The 14,385-nt window shown below is 71.5% G+C and carries 17 protein-coding genes; 14 read left to right on the top strand and 3 right to left on the bottom strand.

Going from position 1 to position 14,385, the window contains the following annotated elements:
- The first annotated feature begins 141 nt into the window (after positions 1-141).
- Genes AB0D45_RS15685 through AB0D45_RS15635 form a run of 11 tightly spaced genes read left to right on the top strand, consistent with a single transcriptional unit; the run spans position 142 to position 9,839 of the window.
- The gene (locus tag AB0D45_RS15685; RefSeq protein WP_362458930.1) at positions 142-1,350 is read left to right on the top strand and encodes a cytochrome P450; all 1,209 of its coding nucleotides are present in this window, start codon (positions 142-144) and stop codon (positions 1,348-1,350) included.
- Positions 1,347-1,976, top strand: a complete 630-nt coding sequence (locus AB0D45_RS15680; RefSeq protein WP_361596128.1) for a hypothetical protein — start codon at positions 1,347-1,349, stop codon at positions 1,974-1,976. The genes AB0D45_RS15685 and AB0D45_RS15680 overlap by 4 nt, the downstream gene beginning before the upstream one ends.
- Complete coding sequence (locus AB0D45_RS15675; RefSeq protein WP_362458927.1) at positions 1,966-2,895, top strand: NAD(P)-dependent oxidoreductase; 930 nt, start codon at positions 1,966-1,968, stop codon at positions 2,893-2,895. The genes AB0D45_RS15680 and AB0D45_RS15675 overlap by 11 nt, the downstream gene beginning before the upstream one ends.
- The gene (locus AB0D45_RS15670; RefSeq protein ID WP_361596134.1) at positions 2,892-4,028 is read left to right on the top strand and encodes a pyridoxal phosphate-dependent aminotransferase; all 1,137 of its coding nucleotides are present in this window, start codon (positions 2,892-2,894) and stop codon (positions 4,026-4,028) included. The genes AB0D45_RS15675 and AB0D45_RS15670 overlap by 4 nt, the downstream gene beginning before the upstream one ends.
- The gene (gene galE, locus AB0D45_RS15665; RefSeq protein WP_362458924.1) at positions 4,025-5,020 is read left to right on the top strand and encodes a UDP-glucose 4-epimerase GalE; all 996 of its coding nucleotides are present in this window, start codon (positions 4,025-4,027) and stop codon (positions 5,018-5,020) included. The genes AB0D45_RS15670 and galE overlap by 4 nt, the downstream gene beginning before the upstream one ends.
- A 3-nt stretch (positions 5,021-5,023) precedes the next feature.
- Positions 5,024-6,193, top strand: a complete 1,170-nt coding sequence (locus AB0D45_RS15660) for a hypothetical protein (RefSeq protein WP_362458921.1) — start codon at positions 5,024-5,026, stop codon at positions 6,191-6,193.
- A gap of 15 nt (positions 6,194-6,208) precedes the next feature.
- Positions 6,209-6,559: a hypothetical protein gene (locus AB0D45_RS15655; RefSeq protein ID WP_361596143.1), complete on the top strand. Its 351-nt coding sequence runs from the start codon at positions 6,209-6,211 to the stop codon at positions 6,557-6,559.
- 34 nt (positions 6,560-6,593) lie between these two features.
- Complete coding sequence (locus AB0D45_RS15650) at positions 6,594-7,667, top strand: SGNH/GDSL hydrolase family protein (RefSeq protein ID WP_362458918.1); 1,074 nt, start codon at positions 6,594-6,596, stop codon at positions 7,665-7,667.
- Positions 7,664-8,554: a thiamine pyrophosphate-dependent dehydrogenase E1 component subunit alpha gene (locus tag AB0D45_RS15645; RefSeq protein WP_362458915.1), complete on the top strand. Its 891-nt coding sequence runs from the start codon at positions 7,664-7,666 to the stop codon at positions 8,552-8,554. The genes AB0D45_RS15650 and AB0D45_RS15645 overlap by 4 nt, the downstream gene beginning before the upstream one ends.
- On the top strand, positions 8,551-9,570 hold the full coding sequence (locus AB0D45_RS15640) for a transketolase C-terminal domain-containing protein (RefSeq protein ID WP_362458913.1): 1,020 nt from the start codon (positions 8,551-8,553) through the stop codon (positions 9,568-9,570). Before AB0D45_RS15645 ends, AB0D45_RS15640 begins: the two co-directional genes overlap by 4 nt.
- Positions 9,567-9,839 carry a lipoyl domain-containing protein gene (locus AB0D45_RS15635; RefSeq protein WP_361596155.1) on the top strand — a complete coding sequence of 91 codons (273 nt, stop codon included), beginning with the start codon at positions 9,567-9,569 and terminating at the stop codon, positions 9,837-9,839. The genes AB0D45_RS15640 and AB0D45_RS15635 overlap by 4 nt, the downstream gene beginning before the upstream one ends.
- Before the next feature lie 105 nt (positions 9,840-9,944).
- Here the strand turns inward: AB0D45_RS15635 and AB0D45_RS15630 are convergent, their stop codons facing one another.
- Entirely contained in the window at positions 9,945-11,264 is a 1,320-nt protein-coding gene (locus tag AB0D45_RS15630; RefSeq protein WP_362458910.1) for a hypothetical protein, read from the bottom strand.
- A 179-nt stretch (positions 11,265-11,443) separates the two neighbouring features.
- On the opposite strand from AB0D45_RS15630, the gene AB0D45_RS15625 reads away from it, so the two are divergent.
- The gene (locus AB0D45_RS15625) at positions 11,444-11,851 is read left to right on the top strand and encodes a YciI family protein (RefSeq protein ID WP_361596161.1); all 408 of its coding nucleotides are present in this window, start codon (positions 11,444-11,446) and stop codon (positions 11,849-11,851) included.
- An 8-nt stretch (positions 11,852-11,859) separates the two neighbouring features.
- The gene (locus AB0D45_RS15620) at positions 11,860-12,999 is read left to right on the top strand and encodes a DUF6596 domain-containing protein (RefSeq protein ID WP_362459089.1); all 1,140 of its coding nucleotides are present in this window, start codon (positions 11,860-11,862) and stop codon (positions 12,997-12,999) included.
- Positions 13,000-13,011: 12 nt separating this feature from the next.
- Here the strand turns inward: AB0D45_RS15620 and AB0D45_RS15615 are convergent, their stop codons facing one another.
- Complete coding sequence (locus AB0D45_RS15615; protein WP_362458906.1) at positions 13,012-13,245, bottom strand: hypothetical protein; 234 nt, start codon at positions 13,243-13,245, stop codon at positions 13,012-13,014.
- 85 nt (positions 13,246-13,330) lie between these two features.
- Positions 13,331-13,834, bottom strand: coding sequence for a hypothetical protein (locus AB0D45_RS15610; RefSeq protein ID WP_362458903.1), 504 nt, complete (start codon positions 13,832-13,834; stop codon positions 13,331-13,333).
- An 88-nt stretch (positions 13,835-13,922) separates the two neighbouring features.
- Between AB0D45_RS15610 and AB0D45_RS15605 the strand changes: the two genes are divergently transcribed.
- Positions 13,923-14,258, top strand: coding sequence for a YnfA family protein (locus tag AB0D45_RS15605; protein ID WP_362458901.1), 336 nt, complete (start codon positions 13,923-13,925; stop codon positions 14,256-14,258).
- Positions 14,259-14,385 lie beyond the last annotated feature (127 nt).

Below are 14,385 nucleotides of genomic sequence, written 5' to 3'. Positions count from 1 at the left end.
CCGCCGCGCCGCAGCGCGCCGCACCGCGCCGCACTGCGCCGCACCGCGCCCCGCCCGAAGCCGCATCCGCAGAAGATCCGGGCACCCCCCGAGGACCGACCCGCGCGTCGGCGACAAGAACCCGAGCGAAGAGGAAGCTTGATGGAGAACGAGACAGCCGTCGTCCCGCGGTACCCCTTCGGGAAGGAGCACCGCCTCGAGCTGGAACCGGAGATCGCCGCGATCCGGGCCGAGGGCAAGCTGGTCCGGGTGGAGATGCCCGTGGGCGGCGAGGTGTGGCTGGCCACCCGCTACGACGACATCCGCACCGTCCTCGCGGACCCGCGCTTCTCCCGCGCACTGGCCAACGAACCGGGCCGGCCGAGCCTGTCGTCCGAGTCCCTCCCGGCAGGCTCGATCTCGGCCCTGGACGCGCCCGACCACACGCGGGTCAAGCGCGTGGCGGCCGGGGCGTTCACCGCACGCCGCATCCGTGACCTCGCCGACCGCACCGGCGAAGTGACGGCCGGGCTGCTGGACGACCTCCGGGCTGCGGGCGGTCCGGCCGACTTCATCGCCACGGTCTCCCGGCCGCTGCCACGCATCATGATCTGCGAGATGCTCGGCGTACCGGCCGGGGAGCGCGCGTATTTCGAGCGGCTGCTGAGCGACCTGCGGTCCTGGCAGGCACCGCTCGACGCCCTGGCCGACCGGCGCTCCGCCATCGAACGGTTCATCGGCGAGCTGATCGAGGAGAAGCGCAGAGAGCCCGGCGACGACCTGCTGAGCGTCTACGCCGAGGCGGCGGCGCAGGGCCGCCTCTCCGACGACGAGCTCCTCAACCTGGGCGTCGCCCTCCTCGCCGGAGGAACCGGCACCCCCACCGACTTCCTCACCGGGGCGGTCTACGTCCTGCTCACCCGGCCCGACAAGTACCGGGCGCTGTGCGCGGACCGCACGCTCATCCCGGCGGCCGTGGAGGAACTGCTGCGCTACATCCCCATCGGGACCGCGGGGGGCAAGGTCCGGGTGGCCACGGAGGACGTCGAGCTCGGCGGCGTCACCGTCAGGGCGGGCGAGGCCGTGCTGCCCGCCATGGGGTCCGGAAACCACGACGAGCGCGTCTTCGAGAATCCCGGCGAGCTCGACTTCGGGCGCGGGAAGAACCCGCACCTCGGGTTCGGGCACGGGGCCCACCACTGTGTGGGCGCCCAGCTCGCCCGCCTGGAGATGCGGGTCACGATCGAGGCCCTCGTCGAGCGGTTCCCGGACCTGCGGCTCGCCGTGCGGCCCGAAGAGCTCGACTGGCTGACCGGCGAGGTCGTGCGCGGCCTCAGGGCACTGCCCGTGACCTGGGGAGCGACGGAATGACCCGCGTGCCGGCCGCCCCCTCCGACTCGCTGGCGGGGCTGCCTCCGGACATCGCACCGAAGTCGGCCGTGGTGGCCACCCTGGGGCCCGCCGGAACCGACGCCCAGGCCGAGGCGAGCCGGTTCTTCGAGAAGGTCGTCCTCGCCGAGTCCTTCGGCGGCGCCATGCGGTTCGGCCAGACCGAGAACTCCTACGTCCTGGTGGCCGCCGGATTCCTGGAGCGCAAGGGCGGGGACGTCACCGACAGCTGGGTCGACATGCACTTCCGGACGTTCGGCCGGATGCGTCTCGTGGCTGCCTGGGAGAACAACACCAAAGTCATGTGCGTCGCCACCAATCCGGCCACCGCCAGCACGCCGGAGGAGGCCCGGACGCTCGCCATCCACCCCGCCACGGCCGCTTTCGCCAACCGGTTCGCCCCCCTGGCCAGCCACCTGTACGTCAACGCCAAGCCCACCGCCGTCCAGTGGGCCTCGGACGGCCGGGCGGACGGCTGCGTCGGCTCCCTCGACGTGGTCCGGCAGGCCCCGGGACTGGTCGTCCACCACATCTTCCGCCCCACCATGCTCTGGTGCCTCTACGAGCCCACCCGCCGCACGCGAACGGGAGAACGCGGTGCCGCATAACCCGTCCGGACCGGAGACCGGTCCCGCGCTCCCCCTCGCTCCGGGGGACGTCGTCACCGTTCTGGGGGCCGGCCTGATGGCGTCCCGGATCATCCCGCACATCCGGCGCGCAGGCTTCCGCATCCGGCTCCACAACCGGACGCGCGCCCGTCTGGAAGGACTGGCCGGGCCCGGCACCACCCTCTGCGCGACCCCCCGCGAAGCAGCACGGGGTGCGCGCGCGGTGGTCAGCATGGTGACCGACGACGAGGCGAGCCGCTCGGTGTGGCTCGGCGCGGACGGCGCTCTGGCCGGTGCGCCGCCCGGGGCCCTGGCCGTCGAGTGCTCGACGCTGTCGGAGCCGTGGACCACGGCCTGGGCCGCTGCCTGCGCCGAGCGCTCGCTGGCGCCGCTGGACGCCCCGGTGACCGGGAGCACCGCCCGGGCCTCGGACGGCACTCTGGTCATGTTCGCCGGTGGTTCGCCCGACACGATCGAATCCGCCCGGCCGCTGCTCTCGGCGTTCACGGAGCAGGTCTTCCGGCTGGGTCCCACAGGGGCCGGCGGCCGGTTCAAGCTGGTCAACAACATGCTCGCGGGATCCATCCTCGTCGCCCTCGGTGAGGCGTTCGCGACGGCGGAGCGCCTCGGGCTTGACCCCGCCCAGGCGCTGGAGATCCTGTCGGAGTTCGGCTGGGCCGGTGGCGTCGCGTCCGGCAAGGGCCGGGCCATGCTGGACGACGACCACACGGACGTCGGCTGCCGGCTGGCCCTGATGGCCAAGGACCTCGGTTACGCCACCTCCCTGGCCCGCCGGTCCGGTCTGTCGCTCCCGCTGGCTTCCGCGGCGGGCGGCCGGCTGGCGGAAGCCGTCTCGGCCGGCCTCGGTGATCTGGACATGTCGGCCGTGAGCCGGGTCTGCCGGGAAGCCGGCCGATGACCACGACACGGTTCTCGGCCCGGTGGGCCGAGTCCGCCGCCCGGGGTACCGGACTGATCGCCATGTCGGCCGCCGACATGGACCTCTCCCTCGACCCCCTGATCGCGGAGGCGATCGCCGAACGGCTGACGGAGCCCGTCGGATACCCGCCGCCCTACACGACGAGCGGGGTCGCCGCGACGCTCGCGGACTACTACCGGCGCGCCCACGGGCTGGAGGTGCCGGCGGAGGCGTTCTGGCTCTCGACGGGCACCGTTTCGCACTCCGCGGCCCTGTTCGCCCACCTGTTGGAACCCGGGGACGAGGTCCTGTACTTCGCGCCGTCCTACCACGGGATCACCCGGGCGATCGAGGACGCCGGCTGCGTGCCCGTCGGGGTTCCCCACGATCACGAGGCCGGGCGCTGGACCCCCGAGTCGCTGGCCGACGCCGTGACGGGGCGGACGGAGGCGATCTACCTCTGCAACCCGCACAACCCGACGGGACACGCCTTCACCCGGTCCGAGCTGGAGTGGATCGCCGATCTCGCCGAACGCGAGAACCTCCGCATATTCAGCAACGAACTGCATTCGCGCACCATGCTGGACCGGCCCCACCTGCCGATTTCGAGCCTCTCGGAATCGACCGCGGAGCGGACGGTGACGTTCTCCGGCGCAACAAAGTCGCACAACATGGCCGGAATAGGGGGGAGCTTCGCCTTCTCCCACGACACGGATCTCATAAACCGGGCCAGAAGAGATCTCGCCATGCGGATGCCGACCGCCCGCGCCCTCCAGCAGGCGGCTCTACGGGCGGCATACCAGGAAGACAGTCCCTGGCTGGTCCGGACCCGCCGCACCATACGGCAGGCGCGTGACCGGATTTGCGAGGTCCTGTCCTCGGAAGCACCACAGCTGAAATTCCATCAGCCAGCGGCCACCTATTTCCTCTGGTTGCGGTGGGATAATCTTCGCCATGGCTCCGACGCTTGCGAAGAACTCTTCCGCCGATGCGGTATCGTGGGCCTGCCCGGCACATTTTTCGGGGCGGAAAAATCATTCGTGCGCTTGGCATTCGCCACTGATGCGAAGACCATCGAAAACGTTGTCGGCCGACTGCACCTCGGCCTGAGTCTCAGGAAGGAACTTCTGTGAAGGTTCTCATTTCGGGTGGGGCTGGATTCATCGGCAGTACGATCGCGTCCGCCTGTATCGACGCGGGCATCACACCGGTCATTCTGGACAGCCTGGTCACCGGCCGGCGCGAATTCACCGAAGGCCGGACCTTCTTCGAGGGCGATATCGCGGACGGCGCCCTCGTCGACACCATCTTCGCCGAACACCCGGAGATCGAGGCGGTCATCCACTGCGCCGCCCTGATCGTCGTCCCCGATTCGGTCAGCAACCCCGTGGGCTACTACGAGGCGAACGTCTCGAAGAGCCTGGCCTTCGTCTCGCACCTCCTGCGCAACGGGTGCGGCCGCCTCATCTTCAGCTCCTCCGCCTCGTTCTACGAGCCGGGCCCCGACTTCTCCGTGGACGAGAACTCCGGCATCGACCCGCAGAGCCCGTACGCCCGCACCAAGGCGATCTGCGAAACCATGTTCGCGGACATCGCGGCCACCCAGGACATCCGCATCCTCTCCCTCCGCTACTTCAACCCGGTCGGCGCGGACCCGAAGATGCGTACGGGCCTCCAGCTGCGCCGCCCCTCGCACGCGCTCGGCAAGATGATCGAGGCCCTGGAGGAGAGCACCCCCTTCAAGGTCACGGGCACGGACTACCCGACGCGCGACGGTTCCGGGATCCGGGACTACATCCACGTCTGGGACCTGGCGACCGCCCACCTCGCCGCGCTCCGCGCGTTCGACACGGTGCTCGGCGAGGGGCGGCGGACCACCGCGATCAACCTCGGCACCGGCACGGGCACCACGGTCAACGAGCTGCTGGAGGCCTTCAACTCCACGATCGAAACACCGCTGACCGTGGTGCACACCGAGCGGCGGCCCGGCGACGTCGCCGGCGCCTTCACCCGGAGCGCCCGCGCGCAGGAGCTGCTCGGCTGGGAGCCGGCGTACTCCCTGGTCGAGGGCATCCGGCACTCGCTGGAGTGGACCGCCCACCGTGACCGGATCCTGGCCGACTGACCGGTGATCACCACCGTCGACTGGTTCGCGAACAGCACGTTCGTCCCCCGGGCGGCCCGAGAGGAGGTCAGCCGCGCTCTCGACCGCTACTTCGACGCCCTCGCGGCGTGCGTCAAGAGCCTCGGCATCACGGACGCGAACGTCTACGTCGGTGGCTCGCTGGCCCGCGGGGAGCCGTCGGTGACACGGTCGTCGGGCGCGTGGCGGCTCTTCTCCGACCTCGACCTCCTGGCGGTCGTGGAAGGGCCGGCGGCGGGCCATCCGGTCCAGGGCCTGGCCGCCGAGATGCGCGCCCGCCAGCCCTCCTTCGACACCACGGTGTTCGTCGTCGACGCGGCGGACTTCACCGGTGTCCGGTCGTTCATCGGCCACGACGCGTGGCCGATGTTCGAACACCCGGTGGTCGAGGGGATCCGTCTCCGGCGGCCCCCGCGGCCCCGGGTCGGGCGGCGGGAGCGCTTCGAACTCTTCACCCATCAACTGAATTCCCTGGTCCTCTTCCCGCACGAGGAGGGCGGATCCCCGGTGAAGCCCGCCCGGCACCACCGGAAATTCGCGGAGATCCACCTCCTCAAGACGCTGATGGAGGCGATGAGGATCTCACTGCCGGACCGGGGGGCAGCGAATTTCGGAGCCCTGTGCACGGAGCCCTTCCGTGCCGCGCTGGCTCCCGTGCTGGACAGCGAACAGGTTTCCGATATCGTTCGGGCACGTGAGGTGTACACCGGGGATTTCATTCCGCCGGTCAGCGCCGCCGAGATCATCGAGCACGGCCTCGGGGCCTTTTTCGGACTTGACCGCGCGGACGAATTCAGCGCGGCGGTGACACAGGCGGTCACGCGAAGGATCGAAGGGCACTCGGACCTCCTCACGCTCTTCCAGCACATGGTCCCGCTGCTGTTCGTCATGAGTCTTCCCGAGTATGCGGACGACGTCGCGGCGTCCACGGCGGTACTCGCGGCCCTTTCCGCGGTGGACCCCGCGGACATCGTCGACTCCGGTGCCGCGAAGGCCCGTCTGGAAGCCATGTCCGCGGAGGAGATGGCCGCCGGTTTCGCACGGCGGGACCCGCGGCTGCTCTCCGATCTGCTGGAACTGCGCGGCGACTACTACCACCATCTCGGAAATCACAATTTCGGCCGCTCTTTCGACGGCCGGTACGGCACGAGCTAAGGACGGGCGTCGTCGATGTTCCCCGATTGGATACAGCAGCTCCCGGAAGTGGACGTCTCCTTCCCCGGCGCCTGCGGCCGGCTGATGGAGGGGCCGCACGGCCAGGTCGTCCTCTGGTCCTTCGCCGAGGGCGGCTCGGTGCCGCCCCACCAGCACGGACCGCAGCTGGGCATCGTGCTCGCGGGCCGCGTACGGCTGGTCGTGGACGGCGTCCTGAACGACTGGACGGCCGGGCAGATGTTCGCGCTCGAGGATGCCCAGGTGCACTCCGCGGTGATCGATCCGGGGACCTTCGTGATCGAGATCTTCCAGGAGCCGGATCGCCACCGCGCCCGCCAGACCGCGTCCGGAGCGTTTACGCAGTGACCACGCTTGTCATCGGTTAAGGAGTTCTCAGAACATGGAAGTTTCCGGAAGCGATCCGGGCATACGGTGGAGCGGAGTGGTCTCGCTCGAACATGCCAACGGATTCGTCGCGCCGTGGCGGGTGCCGTACCAGGACACCGACCTCTACTTCCCGTTGGGCGGCACCGGACGGGCGGCGATGACCTCGGGCGTGCGCTTCGGTTTCGTGACGGACAGCGAGAGCGTGGAGGTCGAGTACGCCCTGACCCCGCCGACCTACGACCCCGCTCCCCCCGAACTGCCGTGGCTGGACGTCTTCTGCGACGGTGAGCGGTTCGAGACGGTGCTCCTGGAGCGGCAGACGGACCGCGCCCTGTTCACCGTCACCGGCCTGCCCCGCGGACGGAAACTGGTGGAGTTCTGGCTGCCGGTCTACGCGCAGATGCGGATAGGCCGCATCCGGCTCGCTCCGGGCAGCGTGCTGCTGGCGGACGAGTCGCGGCTCCCCGCCTGGACCCATTACGGATGCTCCATATCGCAGGGCCGTGGAGCGGTCTCGCCCAGCCGGACCTTCCCCGCCCAGCTGGCCCTCGCGGAGGGGCTCGACCTGACCTCGGTCAGCATGGGCGGCACCTGCCACCTCCAGCCCATGTTCGGCCGCCTGGTGGCGGGGATGCCGAGCGAACTGATCTCGTTGCACGTGGGTTCCAACATCTACTACTACGGCTCGCTCAACCGGGAGACCCTGCACGGCGCGGTCGTCGGCTTCGTGTCGCTGATCCGGGACCGGCAGCCCGACGTCCCCGTCGTCGTGATCTCGCCGACGTACGCTCCGGCCTGGGAGGCCAAACCTGGTCCGTCCAGGCTCACGCACAAGCGGCTGCGCAGCGAGATACGCAACGCGATGGACTGGCTGCTCGACCGCGGGGACCCGCGGCTCCACTACATCGACGGCACCGAGCTCTTCGGCGAGGCGGACGCGGAGCACTTCCTCGAACCGCCGGAGCGGGAGCAGGTCCACTTCGACCCGAGGGGCCACGATCTCGTGGCACGCCGGCTGGGCGCCCGGTTCGCCGAACTCGGCGTGCTGCCCTCCGGCCCCGCCCGGACCCCGGAGCGCACGGCATGACGGCGCCGGAACTGCGGGACGTGGAACGGATGCTGGCCATCCGGGTCTTCGAGGAGAAGCTGCTGGAGCTGTTCGCCGCCGGCAAGGTACCGGGTACGACCCACACGTGCCTGGGACAGGAGCACATTCCCGTGGCCCTGCTCGATCTGGTGCCCGACGCGGACGTGTTCAGCAACCACCGGGGGCACGGCCACTACCTCGCCCGCTACGACGACCCGCACGGCCTCCTCGCCGAGATCCTGGGCAAGGACGGGGGCGTCTGCCGCGGAGTCGGCGGATCGCAGCACCTCTACCGGCCGGGCTTCATGTCGACCGGTGTGCAGGGTTCGGGCGTCCCGGTCGCCGCCGGGGCCGCGCTCAGCCGCAAACAGCGCGGTACCGGCGGGCTGAGCGTCTGCTTCATCGGCGACGGCACCTGGGGCGAGGGGGTGGTCTACGAGACCCTCAACATCGCGGCGCTCTGGAACCTGCCGTTGCTGCTGGCCGTCGAGAACAACGGCATCGCGCAGTCGACTCCCGCATCCTCCGCCCTGTCCGGGTCCATCGGGCAGCGTGCCGCCGCCTTCGGCATCGAACACGTCCTGATCGAGGGCTGCGACGTCGACGCGATCCGTGCGCGACTCGCCGGTTCCGTGGCGCGGGTACGGTCCGGGCGGCCCCTGGTGGTGGAGTTCCGCACGGAGCGGCTCGGTCCGCACAGCAAGGGCGACGACACCCGCGACGCCGAGTGGCGGGCCCGGGCCGCCGCGACCGACTGGTACGCGGTGTACGGCGTACCGCACGACGAGTCCTTCGCGGCAGCCGAGCGCCGCCAGCGCGAACGGATGGACCGGGTCGTCGAGGACGTACTGGCGATGGAGCCCTCGTGTTGGGAGTACAGCGAATGACCCCCCGTGCGCGGCTGGGCCGCATACTCAACGGCGGACTGCACCGGCTGATGGCCGAGGACGATGCGGTCTTCGTGCTCGGTGAGGACGTCGTCGACCCCTACGGCGGCGCGTTCAAGATCACCGCAGGTCTTTCGACGGCGTACCCGTCGCGGGTGTTCGGCACCCCGATCAGTGAGGCGGCGATCGTCGGCCTCGCCAACGGACTGGCCCTCACCGGCGAGAAGGCGATCGTCGAGATCATGTTCGGCGATTTCATGACCCTCGCGTTCGACCAGATCGTCAACATGTCGAGCAAGCTCGTGTCGATGTACGGCAGGACGCTCCCGGTCCACCTGGTCGTACGCTGTCCGGTGGGAGCCGGGCGCGGCTACGGCGCGACGCACAGCCAGTCGCCGCAGCGGCACTTCCTCGGGGTCCCCGATCTCCACCTCTTCGAGTTGAGCCCGGTGCACGATCCGGCCGAGCAGCTCGCCACGGCGATCGGGCTCGGCCGCCCCAGCGTGCTCTTCGAGCCCAAGGACCTGTACGGCCGGCATCCGCTCGTCCCCGGTGCGGGATCCGGCATCGGGGTGAGCGGTCCGTTCGGCCGGTCACAGTGGATGCGCCTGCTGGTGGGCGCCGGGGAAGGGGCCGCCGCGGACGTGACCGTGTTCTGCACGGGCGGGACCCTCACCCGCTCCCTCGAGGCCGCCCGGGCGCTGGCCGCCACGGGCGTGGCCGTGCAGCTCTTCGTTCCCTCGCGGCTGTTCCCGTTCGATCTGGAACCGATCGTGGGCTTCGTCGCCCCGGGCAGCCTCGTGTCCGTGGTGGACGACGGCCCGGGCCCGGCCGGCTGGGCCAGCGCCGTCGCGGCCCAGTTGGCGACGTACCTGTGGGGAACCATCCGCAGGGCTCCTGTCCTGCTCTCCTCCGCCGCGTCGGTCATCCCCGCCGCGAGGGCTCTGGAGAGCCAGGTCGTGATCTCGGCCGCCGACATCGAAACCCGCCTCGCCCGAGAACTGGAGACATCGTGAACCACCCCGAGAACACGGCCGCACCGGCCCGGCTGGCCCCGGTCGTCCTCGAACAGATCACCGCCAACGACGACGTCTACTACCTCCTCGAATGGCTGGTGCCGGAGGGCGGCATGGTCGCGGCGGGTGAGGTGATCTTCTCCGTGGAATCCTCGAAGTCCATCGAGGACGTGGAAGCGCGGCACACCGGACGCGTGGTCGACCGGGTCGAAGCGGCAGCGGAGTACGCGGTCGGCCAGACACTGGCCCGGATCGAACTGACGGACTGAGCCGGCGCCCCCGCGCCGCGCGGCAACGGCCTGCGACCCGGTCTCCGCGGCCGGGCCGGGCCGCGCCCGGCGGTGTGCGCGGCCCCACTCCCCAAGGGCCCGTGGTCAGATGCGGTGGAGCGGCGCGGTGCTCTGCGTCCAGTGCCAGTTCACCGGTTCCCACTGCTTCTTCAGGGCCGTGCGCCGGCGGGCGTAGGCGCGCAGGGCGTCCTCGACGGCGTCCGCGAGGGCGGTGAGGTCGTCGGGAGCGGGGACGCGCAGGATCAGGTGCTGCTTGGTGTGGACCAGCAGCAGGTCGCCGTTGGGGGCGCAGGCTCCGAGGGTGAAGTGGGTCAGCGGCTTGAACGTCCTGGTCTCGGTGTCCAGCTTGGCGCGGAGCACTCCTGCCGCGTTCCAGGCGTAGAGGCCGTAGCGGTTGAGGTGGAAGACGTGGCCGCGGTACGGGTCGGCGGCGAGGTCGAAGCACATGCCGGTGAAGGGCGAGTCGCGCCACGCGTGGAGGCCGTGGAGCCGTCCGGTGATCTCGCCCCGGTCGTCGACGAGGGCGAAGACGAAGGGCTGGCCCCGGCTGCCGCTCCGGTACGTCCGGGCGTGGAAGGGGACGACGAAGAGGCTGTCGGAGAGCGGTACGGGACGGCCGAGGCGGGAGCGGCACCAGTCGGAGGGGCGGTCCTCTGCGGCGACGAGCTCGGTCAGTGCCGGGCGGGGCCGGTTCGTCATGCCGACGGGGGCGCCGCGGTGGGTGGCGTGCGGTTGGAGGTCGACGGCGCTCTGGTGTGCCGGTTCGGGGTCGAGCGAGGCGAGGACTTTGATGGCCGGCTTGGAGTCGGCGGTCAGGGCGCCGTCGGCCACGCCGACGAGGTTGGTGATGACGTTGCCGTACCTCCACACGCCGTACTCGGCAACGGTGCACAGCAGCCGGCCCGAGGGCGTGACGCTGAGGGAGCCGGCGAAGGGGTCGCCCTCGCCCGGCGTGAACTCCTTGAAGGGGCGCCCGTCCTTGGAGTCGTAGACGGCCAGGACGCGGCTCAGGTCGGGTGCGACGAGGGTGGTCCTGTTGGGGGTCGCGGTGAGGGCGAGCACCCCGTCGGGCAGGACGCACAGGCCGATGTCCCCGCCGTCGGCCACGGTCGAGCCCCCCTCGGCCGCACCGCCCGTGCGGAACGCGGCACTGGCCATGACCTCGCCTTCCGCCGAGTACCGGTTGATGATCCGGTACCCGAAGTTCGCCTTCCGCGGGTCCTCGTCGTCGGCGACCCCGTGGTGGTGGCGGTAGACGCCGTACAGGGCGTAGACCTCGCCGCCCGGCGAACAGGCGGCGTCGAAGAAGTGCAGGCCCCAGCCCTTGGAGTAGAGCGCGGTCAGGTCGATGCGGTGGTGGTCCACCAGGGTGCCGGGCAGGGCCAGCGGAAGCGTCTGGATCATGCCGTTCATCCTGGGCCACGGCTCTGACAACCGGCACAAGGGGGGGACGGCCCGGGCCGTCCCCCCGTCCCGGCGAGCCCGGAAAAAAAATATCGGGCGGCGATGTCGAGAACCCGCGTCCGGCTCCGTCCCCGGGGTGAACGCGCCACAATGGGCGCACTGCACCGAGGAGAACCACCATGGCCAAGTACCTGCTGCTGAAGCACTACCGCGGCGCTCCGGCGGCGGTCAACGACGTGCCGATGGACCAGTGGAGCCCGCAGGAGATCTCGGACCACATCCAGTACATGAACGACTTCGCGGCCCGGCTGGAGAAGACCGGCGAGTTCGTCGACGGCCAGGCGCTCGCCCCCGAGGGGGCGTGGGTCCGCTACGACGGCGAGGGCCGCCCGCCGGTCACCGACGGACCGTTCGCCGAGACCAAGGACCTCATCGCCGGCTGGATGATCATCGACGTCGACGGCTACGAACGGGCCGTCGAGCTGGCCGGGGAACTGTCGGCCGCGCCCGGGGCCGGCGGCAAGCCGATCCACGAGTGGCTGGAGGTGCGCCCGTTCCTGACCGCGCCGCCCACCATCACGGAGTGACGTCACCGATGGACGAGGGCCTGCTCAGGAGCCTCACCCCCGGCGTGCTCACCGTCCTCGTCCGCCGCGGAGCCGACTTCGCCGCGGCCGAGGACGCCGTACAGGACGCGCTGATCGAGGCGCTGCGGGTCTGGCCGGACGCCCCGCCGCGCGATGCCAGGGGCTGGCTCGTCACCGTGGCCTGGCGCAGGTTCCTCGACGCCACGCGCGCCGACGCCGCCCGCCACCGGCGTGAGGGCCGCGTCGAGGAGGAGCCCGCGCCCGGGCCGGCGTCCGCGGTGGACGACACCCTCCAGCTCTACTTCCTGTGCGCCCACCCGTCGCTGACCCCGGCGTCGGCGGTCGCGCTCACCCTGCGCGCCGTCGGCGGGCTCACCACGCGTCAGATCGCCCAGGCCTACCTGGTCCCCGAGGCGACCATGGCGCAGCGCATCAGCCGTGCCAAGCGCACCGTCTCCGGCGTGCGCCTCGACCGGCCCGGCGACGTCGCCACCGTGCTGCGCGTCCTGTACCTGGTCTTCAACGAGGGCTACTCGGGTGACGTCGACCTCGCCGCCGAGGCCATCCGGCTCACCCGGCAGCTCGCGGCCGCCGTCGACCACCCCGAGGCGGCCGGGCTGCTCGCCCTCATGCTGCTCCACCACGCCCGGCGCACCGCCCGGACCGCGCCCGACGGCAGCCTGGTGCCGCTCGCCGAGCAGGACCGCGGCCGGTGGGACACGGCGCTGATCACCGAGGGCGTCGGGATCCTCCAGGGGGCCCTCGCCCGCGACCGGCTGGGCGAGTTCCAGGCCCAGGCCGCCATCGCGGCCCTGCACGCCGACGCGCCCACCGCCGGCGAGACGGACTGGGCGCAGATCGCGGAGTGGTACGACGAGCTCGCGCGCCTGACCGACAGCCCCGTCGTACGGCTCAACCGCGCGGTCGCCGTCGGTGAGGCCGAGGGGCCGCGCGCCGGACTGGCGGCGCTCGCGGGCCTGGACGCCTCGCTGCCCCGCCACGCCGCGGTGGCCGCGTACCTCCACGAACGCGACGGCGACCTGGAGACGGCGGCACGGCTGTACGCCGAGGCGGCCCACAAGGCCCCCAACCTCGCCGAGCGCGACCACCTGACGCGCCAGGCCGCCCGGCTCAACGCCCGGCGCTGACGGGGGCGCGGCTCACGCCCGGTCCGCCGGGGCCCGCTTGTCCTCGACGTGGACGACGCGCAGTGCGGTGCCGTCGCGATGGCGCTTGGACCGCCCCCACAGCCCGACGGCGATCTGCGACGGCTCGTGGGGCTCGTCGGGGCCGACGTGGGTGAGGACGTCGGCGTGATGCCCGGTGACGACCCATCCCTCGGCGTCCCCGAGGTCGACCACGGCGAAGTCGGCTGCCGGTGACCCGGCACGCACGGGCCCGAACTCCCGCAGGACGGCGGTGGCCTGTTCGGCGAGCCCGCCGGGCGCGGTCGCGCGGACGCCGGTCCGCAGAAAGGGTTCAGCATCCGGGGGCGGTCGGCGGGGACGACGTCAGGGCGAGAGCGGCGGCCCGCAGCCGGACCTCCCACGCCGTCTGGTCGAGCCCCAACGTGTACGCGATGCAGCACGCGCAGGGCGGGAGCAGCGCCACGAACGACTGCTCCGCCGCGGTCTCGGCCGCCGTTTCCGCCCAGTCGCCCGTCGCCAGGTCGGCGGCCGTCACGTCACCGTCGAGGAGCCTCGCCGCCGCCCGGCGCAGGGCGTGGCGCCGGGCCCGGCCCCGGCCCGGCAACCGGATCCCCGACTCGGAAAGGGCTTGCTCGAACGCGTCGCGCAGGTCGCGGGCGTCGTCGTGGCGAGGCCGGCCGGCGAGTTCGCACAGCGTCGGGGTGTCCAGCCCGGCCGCGAGGGCCTCGGCCGCGATCATCGGCAGGTCCTCCGGCCACACCTCCCCCGCCTGGTAGCGGCATGCCGCCTCCCCCAGGAGCGTGAGGCCGCCCGGTGTCGTTCCTTCTGCTCGCATGGCTCCCACGATGTCAGAGGCCGCACGCTTCCCCGGGTACGGGTCCGGGCGCGATCACACCCGCCGGCCGCCGGTAGGGTCGGCCGGTATGACCGTCGCTCGCTCCGTCGCCCTGTTCACCGTCGCCGCACTCTTCGAGATCGGCGGGGCCTGGCTGGTGTGGCAGGGCGTCCGCGAGCACAAGGGATGGATCTGGATCGGCGCCGGCGTCATCGCGCTGGGCCTGTACGGCGTCGTGGCGACCTTCCAGTCCGATGACCACTTCGGCCGCATCCTCGCCGCGTACGGGGGGATCTTCGTGGCCGGGTCGATCGCCTGGGGCATGGTCGCCGACGGCTACCGCCCCGACCGCTACGACGTGATCGGCGCCCTGGTGTGCCTCGCCGGGATGGCCGTGATCATGTACGCACCCCGCAGCCACTGACCCGTCGGCGCGGCCGGCCGACAACGAGGTGCGGGCCGAAGGGGCCGGTGGCGACTGGTCGCCCGTGCGCTTGCGGCGTTCGCGATGATCGACCTGTCGACGACGGTGGGGGAGATGCCGAAGTTCG

This window comes from Streptomyces sp. NPDC048352, from assembly GCF_040651895.1.
In the GTDB taxonomy this organism is placed as follows: Bacteria; Actinomycetota; Actinomycetes; order Streptomycetales; family Streptomycetaceae; genus Streptomyces.
The sequence above is the reverse complement of the archived record's forward strand: the minus strand, read 5'-3'. Positions and strand labels throughout refer to the sequence as shown.

Excerpts from the sequence above, each read along its gene's own strand:
- AB0D45_RS15685 (WP_362458930.1), top strand. The coding sequence starts at position 142 with ATGGAGAACGAGACAGCCGTCGTCCCGCGGTACCCCTTCGGGAAGGAG.
- AB0D45_RS15680 (WP_361596128.1), top strand. The coding sequence starts at position 1,347 with ATGACCCGCGTGCCGGCCGCCCCCTCCGACTCGCTGGCGGGGCTGCCT.
- AB0D45_RS15670 (WP_361596134.1), top strand. The coding sequence starts at position 2,892 with ATGACCACGACACGGTTCTCGGCCCGGTGGGCCGAGTCCGCCGCCCGG.
- AB0D45_RS15655 (WP_361596143.1), top strand. The coding sequence starts at position 6,209 with ATGTTCCCCGATTGGATACAGCAGCTCCCGGAAGTGGACGTCTCCTTC.
- AB0D45_RS15650 (WP_362458918.1), top strand. The coding sequence starts at position 6,594 with ATGGAAGTTTCCGGAAGCGATCCGGGCATACGGTGGAGCGGAGTGGTC.
- AB0D45_RS15645 (WP_362458915.1), top strand. The coding sequence starts at position 7,664 with ATGACGGCGCCGGAACTGCGGGACGTGGAACGGATGCTGGCCATCCGG.
- AB0D45_RS15640 (WP_362458913.1), top strand. The coding sequence starts at position 8,551 with ATGACCCCCCGTGCGCGGCTGGGCCGCATACTCAACGGCGGACTGCAC.
- AB0D45_RS15630 (WP_362458910.1), bottom strand. The coding sequence starts at position 11,264 with ATGATCCAGACGCTTCCGCTGGCCCTGCCCGGCACCCTGGTGGACCAC.
- AB0D45_RS15625 (WP_361596161.1), top strand. The coding sequence starts at position 11,444 with ATGGCCAAGTACCTGCTGCTGAAGCACTACCGCGGCGCTCCGGCGGCG.
- AB0D45_RS15620 (WP_362459089.1), top strand. The coding sequence starts at position 11,860 with ATGGACGAGGGCCTGCTCAGGAGCCTCACCCCCGGCGTGCTCACCGTC.
- AB0D45_RS15610 (WP_362458903.1), bottom strand. The coding sequence starts at position 13,834 with ATGCGAGCAGAAGGAACGACACCGGGCGGCCTCACGCTCCTGGGGGAG.
- AB0D45_RS15605 (WP_362458901.1), top strand. The coding sequence starts at position 13,923 with ATGACCGTCGCTCGCTCCGTCGCCCTGTTCACCGTCGCCGCACTCTTC.